The sequence below is a fragment of the Gordonia sp. 852002-50816_SCH5313054-c genome (assembly GCF_001665925.1).
GTDB classification, from domain to species: domain Bacteria; phylum Actinomycetota; class Actinomycetes; order Mycobacteriales; family Mycobacteriaceae; genus Gordonia; species Gordonia jacobaea.
The window spans coordinates 20,631-35,956 of sequence record NZ_LZTE01000057.1 but is presented as its reverse complement, the minus strand read 5'-3'; the positions used below and the strand labels follow the sequence as shown (position 1 = coordinate 35,956).

At 65.6% G+C, this 15,326-nt stretch carries 12 protein-coding genes and 1 riboswitch; of the genes, 3 read left to right on the top strand and 9 right to left on the bottom strand.

Annotation, left to right across the window (positions count from 1 at the left end; genetic code table 11):
• Positions 1–42: 42 nt before the first annotated feature.
• Positions 43–197, top strand: a riboswitch (cobalamin riboswitch).
• A 22-nt stretch (positions 198–219) separates the two neighbouring features.
• Positions 220–447, top strand: coding sequence for a CbtB domain-containing protein (locus A5788_RS13550; RefSeq protein WP_005207836.1), 228 nt, complete (start codon positions 220–222; stop codon positions 445–447).
• A 24-nt stretch (positions 448–471) separates the two neighbouring features.
• Positions 472–1,287 carry a CbtA family protein gene (locus tag A5788_RS13545; protein ID WP_064868740.1) on the top strand — a complete coding sequence of 272 codons (816 nt, stop codon included), beginning with the start codon at positions 472–474 and terminating at the stop codon, positions 1,285–1,287.
• Between the two features lie 87 nt (positions 1,288–1,374).
• Here the strand turns inward: A5788_RS13545 and A5788_RS13540 are convergent, their stop codons facing one another.
• Positions 1,375–2,049: a (2Fe-2S)-binding protein gene (locus A5788_RS13540; RefSeq protein ID WP_064868743.1), complete on the bottom strand. Its 675-nt coding sequence runs from the start codon at positions 2,047–2,049 to the stop codon at positions 1,375–1,377.
• 130 nt (positions 2,050–2,179) lie between these two features.
• Between A5788_RS13540 and A5788_RS13535 the strand changes: the two genes are divergently transcribed.
• A complete protein-coding gene (locus A5788_RS13535) occupies positions 2,180–3,403 on the top strand; it encodes an acyl-CoA dehydrogenase family protein (RefSeq protein ID WP_064868746.1) in 1,224 nt (407 codons plus the stop codon).
• Positions 3,404–3,429: 26 nt separating this feature from the next.
• Here A5788_RS13535 and madC read toward each other — a convergent pair whose 3' ends face one another.
• The 8 genes from madC to A5788_RS13495 all read right to left on the bottom strand — a co-directional run bounded on the left by madC (position 3,430) and on the right by A5788_RS13495 (position 15,208).
• Positions 3,430–4,962 (bottom strand): MadC family VWA domain-containing protein, encoded by a 1,533-nt coding sequence (madC, locus tag A5788_RS13530; protein ID WP_064868806.1) that lies wholly within the window; start codon positions 4,960–4,962, stop codon positions 3,430–3,432.
• Positions 4,963–4,975: 13 nt separating this feature from the next.
• Positions 4,976–6,073 (bottom strand): MadB family AAA-type ATPase, encoded by a 1,098-nt coding sequence (locus A5788_RS13525; protein ID WP_064868749.1) that lies wholly within the window; start codon positions 6,071–6,073, stop codon positions 4,976–4,978.
• A 143-nt stretch (positions 6,074–6,216) separates the two neighbouring features.
• On the bottom strand, positions 6,217–7,488 hold the full coding sequence (gene mdo, locus A5788_RS13520; protein WP_064868752.1) for an NDMA-dependent methanol dehydrogenase: 1,272 nt from the start codon (positions 7,486–7,488) through the stop codon (positions 6,217–6,219).
• Between the two features lie 154 nt (positions 7,489–7,642).
• Positions 7,643–8,353, bottom strand: coding sequence for an MgtC/SapB family protein (locus A5788_RS13515; protein ID WP_197494465.1), 711 nt, complete (start codon positions 8,351–8,353; stop codon positions 7,643–7,645).
• A 322-nt stretch (positions 8,354–8,675) separates the two neighbouring features.
• Positions 8,676–9,953: an Nramp family divalent metal transporter gene (locus A5788_RS13510; protein WP_064868755.1), complete on the bottom strand. Its 1,278-nt coding sequence runs from the start codon at positions 9,951–9,953 to the stop codon at positions 8,676–8,678.
• Positions 9,954–10,120: 167 nt separating this feature from the next.
• Positions 10,121–12,973: a molybdopterin-dependent oxidoreductase gene (locus tag A5788_RS13505; RefSeq protein ID WP_064868758.1), complete on the bottom strand. Its 2,853-nt coding sequence runs from the start codon at positions 12,971–12,973 to the stop codon at positions 10,121–10,123.
• Positions 12,970–13,800 (bottom strand): FAD binding domain-containing protein, encoded by an 831-nt coding sequence (locus A5788_RS13500; RefSeq protein ID WP_064868761.1) that lies wholly within the window; start codon positions 13,798–13,800, stop codon positions 12,970–12,972. The genes A5788_RS13505 and A5788_RS13500 overlap by 4 nt, the downstream gene beginning before the upstream one ends.
• A gap of 28 nt (positions 13,801–13,828) precedes the next feature.
• Positions 13,829–15,208 carry an 8-oxoguanine deaminase gene (locus A5788_RS13495; protein WP_064868764.1) on the bottom strand — a complete coding sequence of 460 codons (1,380 nt, stop codon included), beginning with the start codon at positions 15,206–15,208 and terminating at the stop codon, positions 13,829–13,831.
• Between the last annotated feature and the right edge of the window lie 118 nt (positions 15,209–15,326).

Here is a 15,326-nt window from a genome sequence, read left to right as displayed (position 1 = left end):
TCCGCACGGGTCTGACAGGGCGGCACAACGTGCTGGTCGGGCGGCGAGAACCTGGTATAGAGTCGATCCACGCTGGTTGCCAGGAACCCGGTGAGAATCCGGGACGGTCGCGCCACTGTAAGTCCGACGGGAAGCGACCTGTCGCGACGAGTCAGGACGTGGCAACCAGGCCACATTGCTCCACGTCAGGGACGCGTCATCCCGGAAGGAACCCTCTCAATGGTTGCCACCTCATCACAGGCCGAACGTCGGCCCGCCGCGCTCGCCGTGCCGAACCTCTCGGTCGCCTCGGCTGCGCTCTGGCTCACCGCCACCGTGCTCATCGCCGCGCTGGCCTACTACTTCATCGGCTACGACCAGGGCGCCTGGTCGGTGTTCGGCAGCGACACCCACATCCACGAGTTCGTGCACGACTCCCGCCACTTCCTCGGCTTCCCCTGCCACTGATCTGACCCGGGAGACAACAGAACAATGGAGAAGAAGTTCATCGGCGCGGGCCTGCTATCAGGCCTGATCGCCGGAATTTTTGCGTATGTGTTCGCTCGCATCTTCATCGAGCCGGTGGTCGCGAAGGCCATCGATTACGAAGACGGCCGTAGCCACGCCGAGGAGATGCTGACCGGCGAGCACGGCCACGAGCACGAGGTGTTCACCAGGTCGGTGCAGGAAAACATCGGCGCCGGGGTCGGCACGATCGTCTTCGCACTCGCGATGGGTGCCTTCTTCGCGGTCGGGTTCACTGTCTTGTGGACCTACCTCGGACGGCGATACCCCGCCACCGACCCGCGCTGGGCGGCCGCCGCACTCGGTGCGCTCGGATTCGTGGCGTTCTTCGGCGTCCCGTACTTCGCGTATCCCGCCAACCCGCCGGCAGTCGGCAACGACGAGACCATCGCCGACAGGTCGAGTGCCTACCTCACCATCACCGTGGTGTCGGTGATCGCGGTCATCGCGGCCGTCGTCTTCGCGCTGTGGCTGCGTCCGCGGATCGGCGGCCTGCTCGGTGCGATCGCAGGCGGCGTCGGCTACCTGGTTGTGGTCACCGTCGCCATCGCGTTGCTGCCGAGCTTCGACGAGGTGCCGACGCCGGTCACCAACGATGCGGGCCAGATCGTGTTCCCGGGCTTCCCGGGCGACGTCATCGGCGACTTCCGCGTCTACTCGATCGCCAACCAGGTCATCCTGTGGACCGTGCTCACCACGGTGTTCGCGCTGGTCCTGGGATGGATGTCGCGCTCGCGGTCGTCGAAGCAGGTCGACGACTCCGCGACGCAGACCGTCGCCTGACCCTCACCCCGACGTTCCACACGCGGCTCGAGTTGGCAGACGCGGCTGGTACACCAGCCGCGTTCACCAGTTCGGGCCGCGTTTGGCTTATCCGTAGGTCAGTACGCAGTCGCCACACACGGCTGTCCGGTCGCCGGAGACCTGGTAGATCAGGCAGCAGCTGCGTCGTCGAAAACTCGGGCCAGCCCGCAGGTGCCCACCCTCGACGTCGGGGTGGGCGAGGAAGAGGTCGGCGTGGCGTCGGGCCGAGTCGGCGAGTTCTGGCCGGGCGGTACCGATCATCCGTGCCGCGGAGTTGATCGCCGACGCGACGTTGCCGCCGAGGACGCGCGGCCCGACCGAGTACGACGTGTCGAAGAGTGCGGTGAGTGCGTCGACAGCACTCGGGAGTTCGCCGTCGGCGGCGGGCTCGGCGTCCACCGTCGCGACGGACAGCGGGAAGGGCCCGCCGAGGTGGTCCTGCCACCAGATGTCAGCGGGGTCGGGGGACAGGTGGGTGTTGGTCACCGCTGCGGCAAGCGCCGGCGCCAGCAGCCTGGCGACGAGACCCAGATGGGTCACCGACGCCGCGACGCGCAGTGAGACGTTCGACGCCGCGCCTGCGCCCAGTGCCGTCTGGACCCGTTCGACTCGGCCGTCGATTCGTTGTGGATTCGCCAGTGCCGCAGCCAGAGTCGACCATGGGCCGTCGACTGATGCACCGGCTGCATGGGTCTCGCTCGCAAAGAAGGGCCCGAACTCGGCGAACACGTGATCGTTCACGCTCTCTGCCTATCTCATCGACCGCTCGCGCGTCCAGCGAGCCCACGACGGCCGCGGCTGGACAAGCCGGGATCGCGGCTGACACAGTAGTGGAACGTGTTCTAGTTCCGGTGTTGAACGGTGGGTGGCAATGTTCGAGTGGTCCGAGGAAGACCTCATGGTTCGCGACGCGGTGCGGTCGTTCGTCGACAAGGAGATCCGTCCGCATTCCGACGAACTCGAGAGCGGTGCCATGCCGCCGTACGACATCCTGCGGAAGCTGATGACATCGTTCGGCGTCGACGCGATGGCACGCGAGGGCCTGGAGAAGGAGCTCGACGCCGAGGCTGCGGGCGAGTCGAAGCCCAAGGGTTCCGGCGGCGGCATGATGAACTCGATGGCGCTGATCCTCAATATGGAACTCGCGGCCGCGAGCCTCGGCATGGTGGTGTCGATGGGCGTCAGCGTCGGGTTGACGGTGTCGACGATCCGGTCGAAAGGCACACTCGCACAGAAGAAGCGGTGGCTGCCCGAACTGGTCACGCTCGAGAAGGTCGGCGCGTGGGCGATCACCGAACTGGACTCTGGCTCGGATGCTCTCGGCGGGATGAAGACGACGGTCCGTCGTGACGGCGACGGCTACATCCTCAACGGGCAGAAGACCTTCATCACCAATGGTCCGTACGCCGACACGATCGTGGTGTTCGCGAAGCTCGACGAGGGCGACGGCGCCTCGATCCGCGAACGTAAGGTGCTGACCTTCGTGCTCGACAAGGGCATGGAGGGGCTGACCCAGGGCAAGCCGTTCAAGAAGATGGGCATCATGAGTTCGCCAACAGGTGAGTTGTTCTTCGACAACGTTCACCTCGGTCGCGACCGGTTGCTCGGAGAGACCGAGGACGCGGGGTCGGGTAGTCGAGGTGACGATGGAGTCAAGGCGGGCTTCACCGCTGAGAGGATCGGCATCGCAGCACTGTCGATGGGCATCATCAATGAGGCGCAACGCCTTTCGATCGAGTATGCGAAGTCGCGGACGCTCTGGGGGCAGGAGATCGGGAAGTTCCAGCTCATCCAGCTCAAGCTCGCCGAAATGGAGATCGCCCGAATCAACGTGCAGAACATGCTATTCAACGCGCTCGAACGTGCGAAGGCGGGTAAGCCGCTCTCGCTGGCCGAGGCGTCGGCGATGAAGCTCTACTCGTCACGCGCCGCGACCGAGGTCGCGATGGAGGCGGTGCAATTGTTCGGCGGCAACGGCTACATGACCGAGTATCGCGTGGAACAGCTTGCGCGCGACGCGAAGTCGTTGATGATCTACGCCGGCGGCAACGAGATCCAGGTGACCCACGTGGCCAAGGGCCTATTGGCGCAGTAGCGGCTTGCTAGGCCAGGGCTGACTTGCTAGGCCAGGGCTGAGCCGAGTTCGTCGACCTTGTCGATGAGCTCCGCTCCGTCGCGCGCACTCACGACACCGGAGCAATGGTCCGCGTAATCATCGAGCGCGCAGCCTGTTTGGTGCCAGTAGCGGGACGGCTCCGGCGTCACCCAGGCGAGGCGATGCGCGCGGCGGGACAGTTCGGCGACGAGATCGGTGCGGGGGTCGAAGCCGTTGCTGCGCGCATCCCCAACCATCAGGATCGACGTGCGTCGGGTAACGAGATCGCCATGGCCGTCGAGCAGTTCGGCGAACATCCTGCCGTAGTCGCTGGTTGCCGAGAGATCGAGTCCATCGGTCGCCAGGACGGATGCGAGTGCCCCGTCGGCGACAGCGGTACGTAGCGCGGTGGTGACCACTACCGGTCGGTCGACGAACGCGATCACGTCACAGCGGTCGCCGAACCGATGCAGCGTCTGGGCAAGGCGCAGAATGAATCCGACGACCGGTCGGACCGACAACGAGACGTCGACCACCACGAGTAGCCGCACCGGGGCTGATCGGTGATTCCTGCGCCAGAGAGCGAGGGGGACCCCGTCGGTACTCGTTGCCGAACGCATGGTGCGCCGCATGTCCAGGACGCCGCGGTCGCCCCGGCGGGTCACGGCTCGGGGTGCGCCACGGATGCGCGCAATGAGCCTGTGGCACGCTTGGTCGATCTGAGGTTGATCGCTGCCGATTCGGCAGGGGGCGTTGTCGACGTCTGCGGGGTCACTCGCCAAGCGTTCCGACAGCGCGGTGATGAATGTCAGGAGGGCGCGTTCGAGTTCGGAACGCTGGTGGCTTGTGAGGTCGTCAGCGCCATCCTCGCCGTAGGCGTGCCGGGCGTCAACGGAGTCGAGTGCACGCAGGATCGCGGAGGCGTCGGCGAGCGTCAACGACGTGCCGTGGACGCGAGTCGTCGACCCGATCAACTCGCCGACGTCGGCGGCCGCGGCTGCGTCGAGCTCGACTGTGTAGGTGATTCCGCCTGCGACGGAGTTGCTTTCGGAGTCGACGGTGAGTTGCTCCGTCCCCGACGACACCGAGAAGTCGTTCTCTTCGCGGTGTGCGCTCTCGCCGTGTCGTTCGCGTGCTCCGGGATCGTCGGCCGTGAGGTCGCCGATTTCGTCGGTGTGTTCGTCGGCGCCGATTCGGCGAGCCGCACCTTCGAAGTCGTCGTCTGCTGCCACGTCGTCCGGCAGTTGCGCGGCAGTCCCACGAGGCCGTGGGAGGTTGGCGGAGTCGTCCTGTGGCGCCCCGCCGCAGAAGACCATGTCGAACCCGACGTCGAACCCGGCGGCTTCGTACGCGTATTTCGCGCTGACCGCCCGTAGCGCAGAACGCAGTCGGTCGAGATCGTGTGCTCCCACGAGCGCGATGGCGCGTCGAATTTCGATGGTCTCGGCCGGTGATACGGCGACACCGTTGCGCCGCAACACATGTGCGAACAGTACGGAGACTGCGTCGAGTACGTGGTCGCGTGTGTGGCCGGTGGGATCGAGGTAGGTGGGATGCATGGTCGTGGCGAATTCAACGCCGGGCCGCGGTGCGGGCACGACCCGAGCCGAACGCTGTCGCCGTGACCGATCCGCGCGGACTCGAGCCGTCGGCGGATATCGGTGTGCCGCTACCGGATCTGTCGGAGTCCTCAGATCGTCTGTCGGAGTTCAGCATTGTTCGCGCGGTATCGAGGTCGGTGCCGAACTTCACCAGCAGTGACAGCAACGTGTGGTCCACGGCGGGGTTGTCGTGGTCGCGAGCGGATGCGCGTTGGCTCGCGCCCAGATACGAGGCGGCCCTTGCCGCGTCGATGACTTCGGCGATCGACGGACTCTTGCGCAGCGGCAGCTCGCGCAGTCGGCGTGCGAGATCGACGACATCGGCGATGACGCCGGACTCGACTTCGGGCGCTCGAACGGAAACGATTCGACGCTCTCGATCTGTGTCGGGGTAGTCGACCAGGAAGTGCAGGCAGCGACGTTTGAGTGCGGGGGATAGTTCCCGAGTGTCGTTGGACGTCAGGATCACCCAGGGCGCCGAACGTGCAGTGAATGTGCCCAGTTCTGGCACGGTCACCTGACGTTCGGCCAACACCTCGAGCATGACCGCCTCCATGGCCTCGTCGGCGCGATCGATCTCGTCGACGAGCAGTACGGCCGGGGTGGACGTTGTGATCGCCGCGAGGAGTGGACGCGCCACGAGAAAGCTCTCGGTGTAGACGCCGACGTCCGCGCGGGCCAGCGCCGCGGATGCCACCGCCAGCGTCGGCGCTTCGGCGAGTTCGGATCCGATTCTGTCCCTGAGCATCTGGACGTGCAGCAATTGCCTGGCATAGTCCCACTCATAGAGCGCCCTGGATTCGTCGAGCCCCTCGTAGCATTGCAGGCGAATGAGTTCGCGACCTGCGGCCGCGGCGAGCGACTTGGCCAGTTCTGTCTTTCCGACACCTGCCGGTCCCTCCAAGAGCAGAGGCCGGTCGAGCAGTGTCGCGAGGTGTACGACCACAGCAAGGTCGTCATCGACCAAATAGCCTTGGCCGTCGAGGCCTTCGATCAGATCGTCGACGGTGTCGAAACTCGTTGATTCTGTGGATAACTGGGCTGCGGTCAGGTCAGAGGCTTGCGACATGGTTCCTCGCGGCAATCGTCGTGATGAGTGGGAAGCGGGAACGGATCGGCCCGGGTGAAGGGTCAGGTCGTGACCTCACCCGGGCCGATCCGTGACTCGGGAGGTGCTCAGTCTCCCGAGGGTCTCGATGGGCGCTACGCCTATCAGTAGCTTCCGGTCATCACATGTGTGACCATCGGGATGAGCGAATCAACGCTGCATTCACGTGGGTTGGCAGGCGTGCACCAGTCGTCCATCATGTGCTCGGCGATCGCGCGGACCTGCTTGTCCGAGGTGTCCATCGTCTCGCCGCGACCCTCGTACTTGCCGGTGTTCATTCGATTCTTCTCGTAGCTGTCGACACTGATCTGGCCGAAGTTGTCGGGAATGCCGAGGTCCTTGGACAGTCGAATCGCTTCCTCGACCGCGGCGTCGGCGGCCTGAACGGTCGTCATCTTGGAGGTGTCAACACCCAGAAGCGCCGCGATGTCGGCGTAGCGCTCGTAGCGGCTGGGCAGGTTGTACTCCCATACGCGGGGCAGTGCGATTGCGTTGTTGAGGCCGTGGTGGCTGTCGTAGAACGCGCTGACCGCGTGTGAGAGCGAGTGGATGAGACCGAGTCCACCGGAGTTGAATGCCTGTGCGGCAATGTATTGCGCGTGCATCATTCCGGTGCGGGCCTCGAGATTACGAGGCTCGTACACGGCGGTGCGCAGGTGATCGCGGATGAGTTCGATGGAGTACTTCGCGTTGCCCAGCGACGGTGCGAAGTCGAGCCGAGAGACGTAGGGCTCCGAAGCGTGGGCAAGAACGTCGAAGCCGCAGAACGCCGTGAAGTGTTCGGGGCAGCTGTAGTACAGCAGCGGATCGTCCATCGCGAGGTCGACGAGACAGGTGTCGTCGAAAGCCACCCACTTGTGCGGTTTGTTCATATCCGAGGTGTCGGTGATGACGTACGCCCACGAGGTCTCCGACCCGGTGCCCGCCGTGGTCGACACCGCGATGTGCTTCGGGTTCTCCTTGTTGGTGGCCTTGGAGAAGCCCTCGAACTCGTTGATGTTGCGGCCATCATGCGCAATCACCATGCGGGCGCCCTTCGCGGCGTCGTGGCTCGATCCGCCGCCGACGGAGATGATGCCGTCGCATTTCTCCGACTGGTAGAGGGCGGCCGCGTCCATGCAGTTGTAGTCCTTGGGATTGGACTCGACCTTGTCGTACAGCACTACGTCGACACCCTGGTATTCGATCTTGCCGACGAGTTCTTCGATGATGCCCGAACCGCGCAAACCCGTGGTCATGAGCAGCACACGCGTCATCCCCAGGTTCTTGGCCTCGACGCCGAGCATGTCATGGGCGCCGACGCCGAGTTTGCCGTTGGGGAACGGGTGGAAGTCCTTGATCGGGAAGTCCCAGATCTGATTGAGCTCGATGGCCATGTGGCGATCTCCTTGTGACGTAACCGGTGATTCACGATCCACTCTGTGCGCCACATCACGTCCAAACAAGTCCACCTGCTCAGATGAAAAGGTGATCAGACCAGAAGAGCAGCGACGATCCTGGCCAATCGGACAGGGAGTCCGGGCGTCCTCGTCAGTCGGCGCTCGGCTCGGCGGTCGCCGACCACCGCACCGAGGTCACCGGTTCGGCGCGCACGACTGTTGCGAGGGCATCTTCGATGTCGCGGTCATTGCGCTCGGCGCTGAACACGTGCGCGGTGATCGTCACGATGCCGTTTTCGTCGTCGGTCGCGGCGATGGAGCGTACGGTCAGCTCCGGGCGGTGGACGGCGTCGAACACCATTGCGCGCACGGTGGTTTCGGCTGACTGTGGACAGGTGACCTCGAAAATGTAATTCGCGGAGGGCGATTCACGGCCGGTGTCGCCGGGGTGGCGGTCGATCAGCCTGCCGAGCGGTCGGAGCAGCGTATTAGCGAGCATCACGGTTGCGGTTCCCGCGATCGCGACGAGGAGCAGTCCGCCGCCGGCGAGAGCGCCGACAGCGGCCGAGGCCCACAGTGTCGCCGCGGTGTTGAGACCGGAGATCGACGCGCCCTGCTTCATGATCACGCCCGCACCGAGAAAGCCGATACCGGAAACGATCTGAGCGGCGACGCGAGTCGGGTCGGCGTCTGGACCATGAAAGCTGAATGCCCCCATCACGACGAACAGGGCCGCGCCGAGTGCGACAAGTGCGTTCGTGCGCAGACCCGCTGTGCGAGAACGCCACTGGCGTTCGAAGCCGATCGCGGCTCCGCACAGGAGTGCTACGGAGATGCGGGCAAAGATGTCGAGTGCGGTGATGGACATGGGGACCGCCTTGGGGTCAGGGTTCCCCAACCCGCACGCGGCCGCGGTGCCGCACGCGATACGCGCGGCGTCGGCTCACCTGTGACGAGCGAGGGGAGGACACGATTCGAACGATGGTCTGTCAGAAGAACTGTCACCAGATGGCATTCGGATCTCACCTCCCTGCATGCGCGTTCGCGCCCGGTCGGTCGAGCGCCATATCAGTGATAGCCGTGCTGGCCGGTGATGTCAAAGTGAAGGAAGGCATGTGGGGCCGAGATGTCGGAATAGAGAAGTCCCAAGTGGCGCAGATGACAACACGCGAAGCTGCTGATGCTCACGCGCCGATGATCAGCAGCACGATGAGGGCAAGATTCAGCACGACGATGAGCACCGACGAGACCGCGGCCCCGATGCGCAGCGGCCACCCGTCGGCGTACTCGCCCATGAGTCCTCGGTCGGCGGTGAGTCGGCCGAGCGGGATGATCGCGAAGGGGATTCCGAAGCTCAGTACCACCTGGCTGATCACCAGCGCCCAGGTCGGGTCGACGCCGACAGCGAGCACGATGAGCGCGGGAATCAGTGTGATGAGTCTGCGCAGGACGAGAGGCACCCGAACGTGCAGCAGGCCATCCATGATCGCCGAGCCCGCCGACGAACCGACCGAGGTCGCTGCCAGGCCGCTGGCCAGCAGACCGATCGCGAAGATGGTTGCCACCGAGGGGCCGAGCGAGTCGCGGACGGCGTCGTAGGCTCCCTCGATGGTGTCGGTGCCCTCCTTGCCGCGGAGATTGGTGGCCGCGAGCAACAGCAGTGCGATGTTCACCGCACCGGCCACGATCAGAGCGATTACGACGTCCCAGCGCGTCACCCTGATCAGGCGTCGCTTCCGAGACCGCGTCGTGCTGACGCCGTGTCGGTCGACGACCAGCGAGGAGTGGACGTAGATCGCGTGCGGCATCACGGTCGCGCCGAGCATGGACGCGGCGAGCAGCACTGTCTCGGGTCCCTGCAGTCGGGGCACGAGCCCACCGAGAACCTCTCCCGCAGGAGGCGGTTCGACGACGAGACCGGCGAGGAATCCCACGACGATGATCGCGAGCATGCCGAGAATGACCCGTTCGAAGACGTGTTGTTGGCGCGGGTTCTGCAGCAGCAGCATCAGGAGTGACACCACGCCGACGATCACGCCGCCAAGAACGAGTGGCAGTCCGAACAGCAGGTTCAGCGCGATGGCCCCGCCGAGCACCTCCGCGAGGTCGGTGGCCACTGCGACAGCTTCGGCCTGAACCCAGAACGCGAGCCGAGAACGACGACCCATCCGCGCGCCGATCAAAGCGGGTAGTCCCTTGCCGGTGACGATTCCGAGCTTCGCCGACTGGTACTGGATCAGCATGGCGATGACGTTGGCCAGCACCAGCACCCAGACCAGCAGGAACCCGTACCGGGAGCCCGCGGTGATGTTGGCAGCGACGTTGCCGGGGTCGACGTAGGCGATGGCAGCGACGAACGCGGGGCCGAGCAATGCGACGTTCCGCAGTAGTGCACGTGGCCGACGTATGCGACGGCGGACCGCGGTCGGGTCCGGCTGCTCGCGCTCTTCGACCGTGCTCACCTGACCAATCTCGCACAGCTCGACGTCGAGTTCAACCTGGGCGAATCAAAAAGTTCGGGTCACCGAAACCGTGGCTCGCCGGAGTAATCCCAGACGCGGCTCGAATCGGTAGACGCGGCTGGTGTACCAGCCGCGTCCACACGGTCGGGCCGCGTCTGGGATGTCGATCACCCCTGGAGGAGGCGCCAGACCCGATCACGCGACATCGGCAGCTCGTAGGGCCGCTGGCCGATCGCCCGCCGGATGGCGTTGGCAAGAGCAGGTGCGACCGGGTTGTAGGGCGACTCGCTCATCGACTTCGCGCCATACGGACCGAGCTCGTCGGCCGTGTCGGCGAAGTAGACCTCGGTCTCGGGGACATCCGCCATCTGGGGCACCCGGTAGGTACGGAACACGGGGGTGAGCGCTACCCCCTTCCCGTCGAGCATGATCTCCTCGTACAGCGACGATCCGATCGCCTGTGCCACACCGCCTTCCACCTGACCGCGACACTGTTGTGGGTTCATCACCGTGCCGGCGTCGGCCGACTGGACGGACTGCAGGATGCGCACGCTACCTGTCGCGGTGTCGACGGCGACACGAAAAGCGTGCACGTTGAACGCAATCGAGCGCAGCGCGCCACTCTCGGAACCGGTGGCGACCACGCGGTCGCCCACGCGATGCGACGCATCGACGGTGTCGATGAGCTCGCCGAAGCTCACCAGTCGTTCACCGACGAGTGCGCCGTCGGGGACCAACCGGATGGCATCGGGTGCCGTTGCGGTGATCGACGACGCCGCGTCGAGCAGCACCGTACGCAGCGCGAGTGCTGCGCCGTAGGTCGCCTTTCCCGCGACCGTGATGCCTGCCGACGCGAAGGCGCCGGTGTCGTAGACCGCTGCGTCGGTGTCGCCGTGCGCCAACACGATTCGTGACGGATCGGTGCCCATCGCCTCGGTGACGATCTGGGTGAGCACCGTCGTCGTGCCGTTGCCGAACTCGGCCGTGCCCACACCGACGTGGTAGTGACCGTCAGTGTCGACACCGACGGTCACGGTCGAGAAGTGGCCACGCGGCGCCATCGTGGCGATGGCGGCAATGGCCATGCCCTCGCCGACGCGCCACGAATCACCTTCTGGCGCAGCGACATCGTTGCCGCGACGCAGCGCCGTCTGGGCGAGGTCGAGGCACTGGTCGAGTCCGTAGCTCCCGTAGATCAGGTCGTCCTCGGGTTCGGGGTGCGCGATGAGAAGCGGATCGCCGTCGCCGACCGCGTTGAGTCGACGCAGTTCGAACGGATCGATGTCGAGTGCGATCGCGAGTTCATCCATGGCGGATTCGACGGCCAGGATCACCTGCCCCAAACCGTAGCCACGGAATGCACCCGACGGCGGGTTGTTGGTGTAGACCACCTCGGCGTCGATCCGTTTGACCGGGCAGTTGTATACCGAGACCGATTCGGCGCACGCGTGGAACATGACACCCATGGAGTGATTGCCGTACGCGCCGGTGTCGGAGAGGACGTCGACCTTCATCGCACGCAGTCGGCCGTCGGCGTCGGCGCCGAGATCGACCGCGACACGGAAGGGATGACGATAGGTGGTGCGGGTCATCTCGTCGGTCCGCGACATCTCGTAGGCAACGGGCATTCCGGTGCGTAACACCGCGATTGCCACCAGATCCTCGGTGAGCAGTTCCTGCTTGCCGCCGAATCCACCGCCGACGCGGGCGCTGAACACACGAATGCGATCCGCGGGAAGGTCGAGCAACAGAGCGAGCTCGTCACGGACCAGGAAGGGCACCTGCGTGCTGGTGCGGATCACCAATCGACCGTCGTCGTCGAGCCAGCCGATGGAGCCGTGGGTTTCCAACTGTGCGTGCGAAATTCGTGCGGTCTGCCAGGTTCCGCCTACCGTGACGGCAGATTCGGTGAGTGCGGTGTCGACGTCACCACCGAATCCCTCGTGGAACGAGGAGATGACGTTGCGCTCGGCCTCGAACACGCGGTCCTCGGGAGTGCGTTCGGGATGAACCAGAGGAGCTCCGGGGCGTCGTGCCTCCTCGGGATCGAAGACGCCGGGGAGGGGCTCGTATTCGACGTCGATCAGTCGGCACGCTTCCTCGGCGATTCCGGCGGAGTCGGCGACCACCGCCGCCACCCGCTGCCCGACGAACCGCACCACGGAGTCGAGGACGAGCGTGTCGTCGGGGTCGTCGGCGCGTGACTCGTGCCTCGCGGTGGAAAACCTTCGCGTACTGACGTTCTCGTGGGTGAGGACGAGCGCGACGCCGGGGAGAGCCTGCGCCGCGGACGTGTCGATCGAGACGATCCGGGCGTGCGGGTGCGGCGAGGTGAGCACTCGCAGGTAGCGGGTCCCGGGCACTGCGACGTCGAAGGTGTACGGCTCGGTTCCGGTGACAACCCGGCGGCCGGCGGGCGGCGTGAGCGACGTGCCGATCGCGGGGGAGGTGGTCTCGACACGACGCTCGTTCCTCGCGTCTGCTCGACCAGCGGGGGACGCGTTCGTCCCGTCTGCTCGACCAGCGGGGGACGCGTTCGTCCCGTCTGCTCGACCAGCGGGGGGATCAGCGGGTCGTGCGGTGTCTACGCCCTGGCGGATCGCCTGGCGGATCGCGCGATATCCCGTGCAGCGGCAGAGGTTTCCCTTCATCTTGCGCTGTAGCTCGTCGGTGTCGTGGACGGTGTCGGCGTCGAGCGTTGACGCCGTGACAATCATTCCGGCGGTGCAGAAACCGCACTGGAAGCCGAAGTTGTCGACGAAGGCCTGCTGCATGGGGTGGAGGTCGTCGGGGGTGCCGAGGCCCGAGACTGTTGTGACCGAACGCCCTTCGATGCGCTGGGCCGGAAAGATGCACGAGTGCACCGGCGTGTCGTCGACCAACACCGAGCACGCGCCGCAGTCGCCCGCATCGCAGCCCTTCTTGACCTCGAAGTGGGCTTGGTCGCGCAGGAACGTGCGCAGGCACTGGCCGGCGGCGGGAGTTGCGTCGACCGACTCGCCGTTGATCTCGAACTTCACGGTGCACCAACCCCTTCGGCGTTCCGTTCTAGTTCGCCACGGATCTGTTCGGCCAGGACCGCGCTGACTCCCCGTCGCCAATCGGCGGCACCGAGCGGGTCGGTGTAGTAGCCGTCTGCCGACGAGATATCGGCGCGCAGACGCTCGGCGTCGGGTAATCCGTTGTAGCGCAGCACAGTAGGCCACAGCGTCGCCGCGGTGATCCCGACGACGACGGTGTCGTCCTCGTCGCGGCGTCCGGTCACCACCACCCCGGAGCGCCCGAGCTCTGCCAGGGCGATCTTTCTGAAACCGGTTCGGCCGCGCAGTGCGTATCCGGGAATGTCGATGGCGCGCAACACTTCTCCCTCGCCCAGGGTGTTGGTTCCGTTGCCGGTGACGAAGTCGGCGACGTCGACGCTGTAATCGGTGCCATCGGGGCGCCAGATCAGTACGCGACCGTCGAGTCCCGCTGCCAGTGACACCATCGATGCGGCAGCGAACGAACGGCAGATGTTGCCGCCGACGGTCGCGACGTTCCAGATCTTGAAGGAGGCCAGAAGTGCTGTCGCGCATTGGAAGAGCAGCGGGTGTGCCCACCAACCCGGCTTGGCGGGCAGTTCGGCGAGTTGCGCGATGGTGGCTGTCGCCGCGATCCGCAGGCCACCGCCGGGTAAATCCTCGAAGGGCTCCCAGTCGATGCGGCTGATGTCGACCACCCCGCTCGACGTCACCTGCGGTTCGGAGAAGAACCACGTGCCGCCCGCGACGATTCGTTCGCCTTCCGCCAGGGTGAGGTCGTCGCGGCTGTAGGCGTAGCGGTAGGTCGAGATCGTGTGCAGATCCATCACAGTCCCCGACGTGTCAGAAGAGGTGTCATGTCCGGGCCCCGCGTGCTTTGTCCAGCAGTCGGCGATGCTCGTGTGCGCAGTCGGCCGCGACGGTCGTCGTGTCGACGGTGAGTAGCTCGGCGTCGGCGACGATCTGTGTGCCGTTGACCCACGACGCCTTGATCGGCGGGATGGCGCCGAGAACCAGTGCTGCCACCGGGTCGTCGATGTCGGCGTGCGCGAGCGTGGTGAGGTCCCAGAGGACGAGATCGGCGAGCTTCCCGACCTCGATGGAGCCGATCTCGTTGGCGCGGCCCAGTACTCGAGCGCCACCGATGGTCGCGAGCTCGATCGCCGTCCGTGTCGTGAGTGCGGTGGGGCCTCCCCGTGTGCGGGCCATCAGCACGGCCTGGTGTGCCTCTTCAAGGAGGCGCGCCGATTCGTTCGACGCCGCGCCGTCGACGCCCAATCCCACGGGAACCCCGGCGTCGACGAGGTCGCGAGTGCGGCAGATGTGGTTGCCGAGGCGGGCGTTGGAGGTGGGGCAGTGGGCGACGCCGGTCGACGTCGCCGCGAGCCGGGCGATCTCGTCGTCGGCGAACTCGATGCCGTGGGCGAACCACACGTCGTCGCCGGTCCAACCGACAGATTCCATATATTCCAGTGGGGTGCAACCGAAATGCTCGTCGCAGTAGGTGTTCTCGTCGATCGACTCGGCGAGGTGGGTATGCAGTCGGACGCCGAGTTCTCTTGCCAGTACGGCGGATTCGCGGAGCAGGTCGGTGGTCACCGAGAACGGTGAGCACGGTGCCAACGCGATGCGCAGCATCGAGTCGGGTGCCGGATCATGCCAGCGCGCAACGGCGTCGGAGCTGGCGGTGAGGATCTCGTCGATGCTCTGCACCACGGTGTCCGGCGGCAGGCCGCCGTCCTTCTCGGACAGGTCCATCGAACCGCGCGTCGGGTGGAAGCGCACGCCGACGGCCTGGGCTGCACCGATTTCGGCGCCGAGCAGGTCGCCGCCCTCACGCGGGAAGACGTAGTGGTGGTCGGTCGTCGTCGTGCAGCCGGACAGCGCCAGTGTCGACAGGCCGCCGAGCGCCGCCGTGTGCACCGCCTGCTCGTCGATACCAGCCCAGATCGGGTACAGCGTCGTCAGCCATTGGAAGAGCGTGTGATCGGCGGCGAGGCCACGGGTGATCCACTGATAGAGGTGGTGATGGGTGTTCACGAGCCCGGGCGTGACCACGCAGCCGGTGCCGTCGATGCGGAGAACGTCGTCAGGCAACGGCACCGCCGGGGCATCCGTCTCGATGATCGCTGTGATCGTGGTGCCCTCGATGAGTACCGACGCGCGCGTCAATTCCCGACGATCCGGGTCGACGGTCACCACGGAGGCATTCTCGATGAGGGTTGCTGAGGGCACAGCGACACGCTACGACGATCAAGCCGGTGCGGCATGTCGGGGTGTGCGCAATCGTTGCGAGTATACCCGCCCAACCGGCACGTTAACGCTGTTGTTACGTGATGTGAATCGGTCGTAA

Excerpts from the sequence above, each read along its gene's own strand:
- mdo (WP_064868752.1), bottom strand. The coding sequence starts at position 7,488 with ATGGCCATCGAGCTCAATCAGATCTGGGACTTCCCGATCAAGGACTTC.
- madC (WP_064868806.1), bottom strand. The coding sequence starts at position 4,962 with ATGCATCCCACCTACCTCGATCCCACCGGCCACACACGCGACCACGTA.
- A5788_RS13500 (WP_064868761.1), bottom strand. The coding sequence starts at position 13,800 with ATGGATCTGCACACGATCTCGACCTACCGCTACGCCTACAGCCGCGAC.
- A5788_RS13550 (WP_005207836.1), top strand. The coding sequence starts at position 220 with ATGGTTGCCACCTCATCACAGGCCGAACGTCGGCCCGCCGCGCTCGCC.
- A5788_RS13525 (WP_064868749.1), bottom strand. The coding sequence starts at position 6,073 with ATGTCGCAAGCCTCTGACCTGACCGCAGCCCAGTTATCCACAGAATCA.
- A5788_RS13535 (WP_064868746.1), top strand. The coding sequence starts at position 2,180 with ATGTTCGAGTGGTCCGAGGAAGACCTCATGGTTCGCGACGCGGTGCGG.
- A5788_RS13545 (WP_064868740.1), top strand. The coding sequence starts at position 472 with ATGGAGAAGAAGTTCATCGGCGCGGGCCTGCTATCAGGCCTGATCGCC.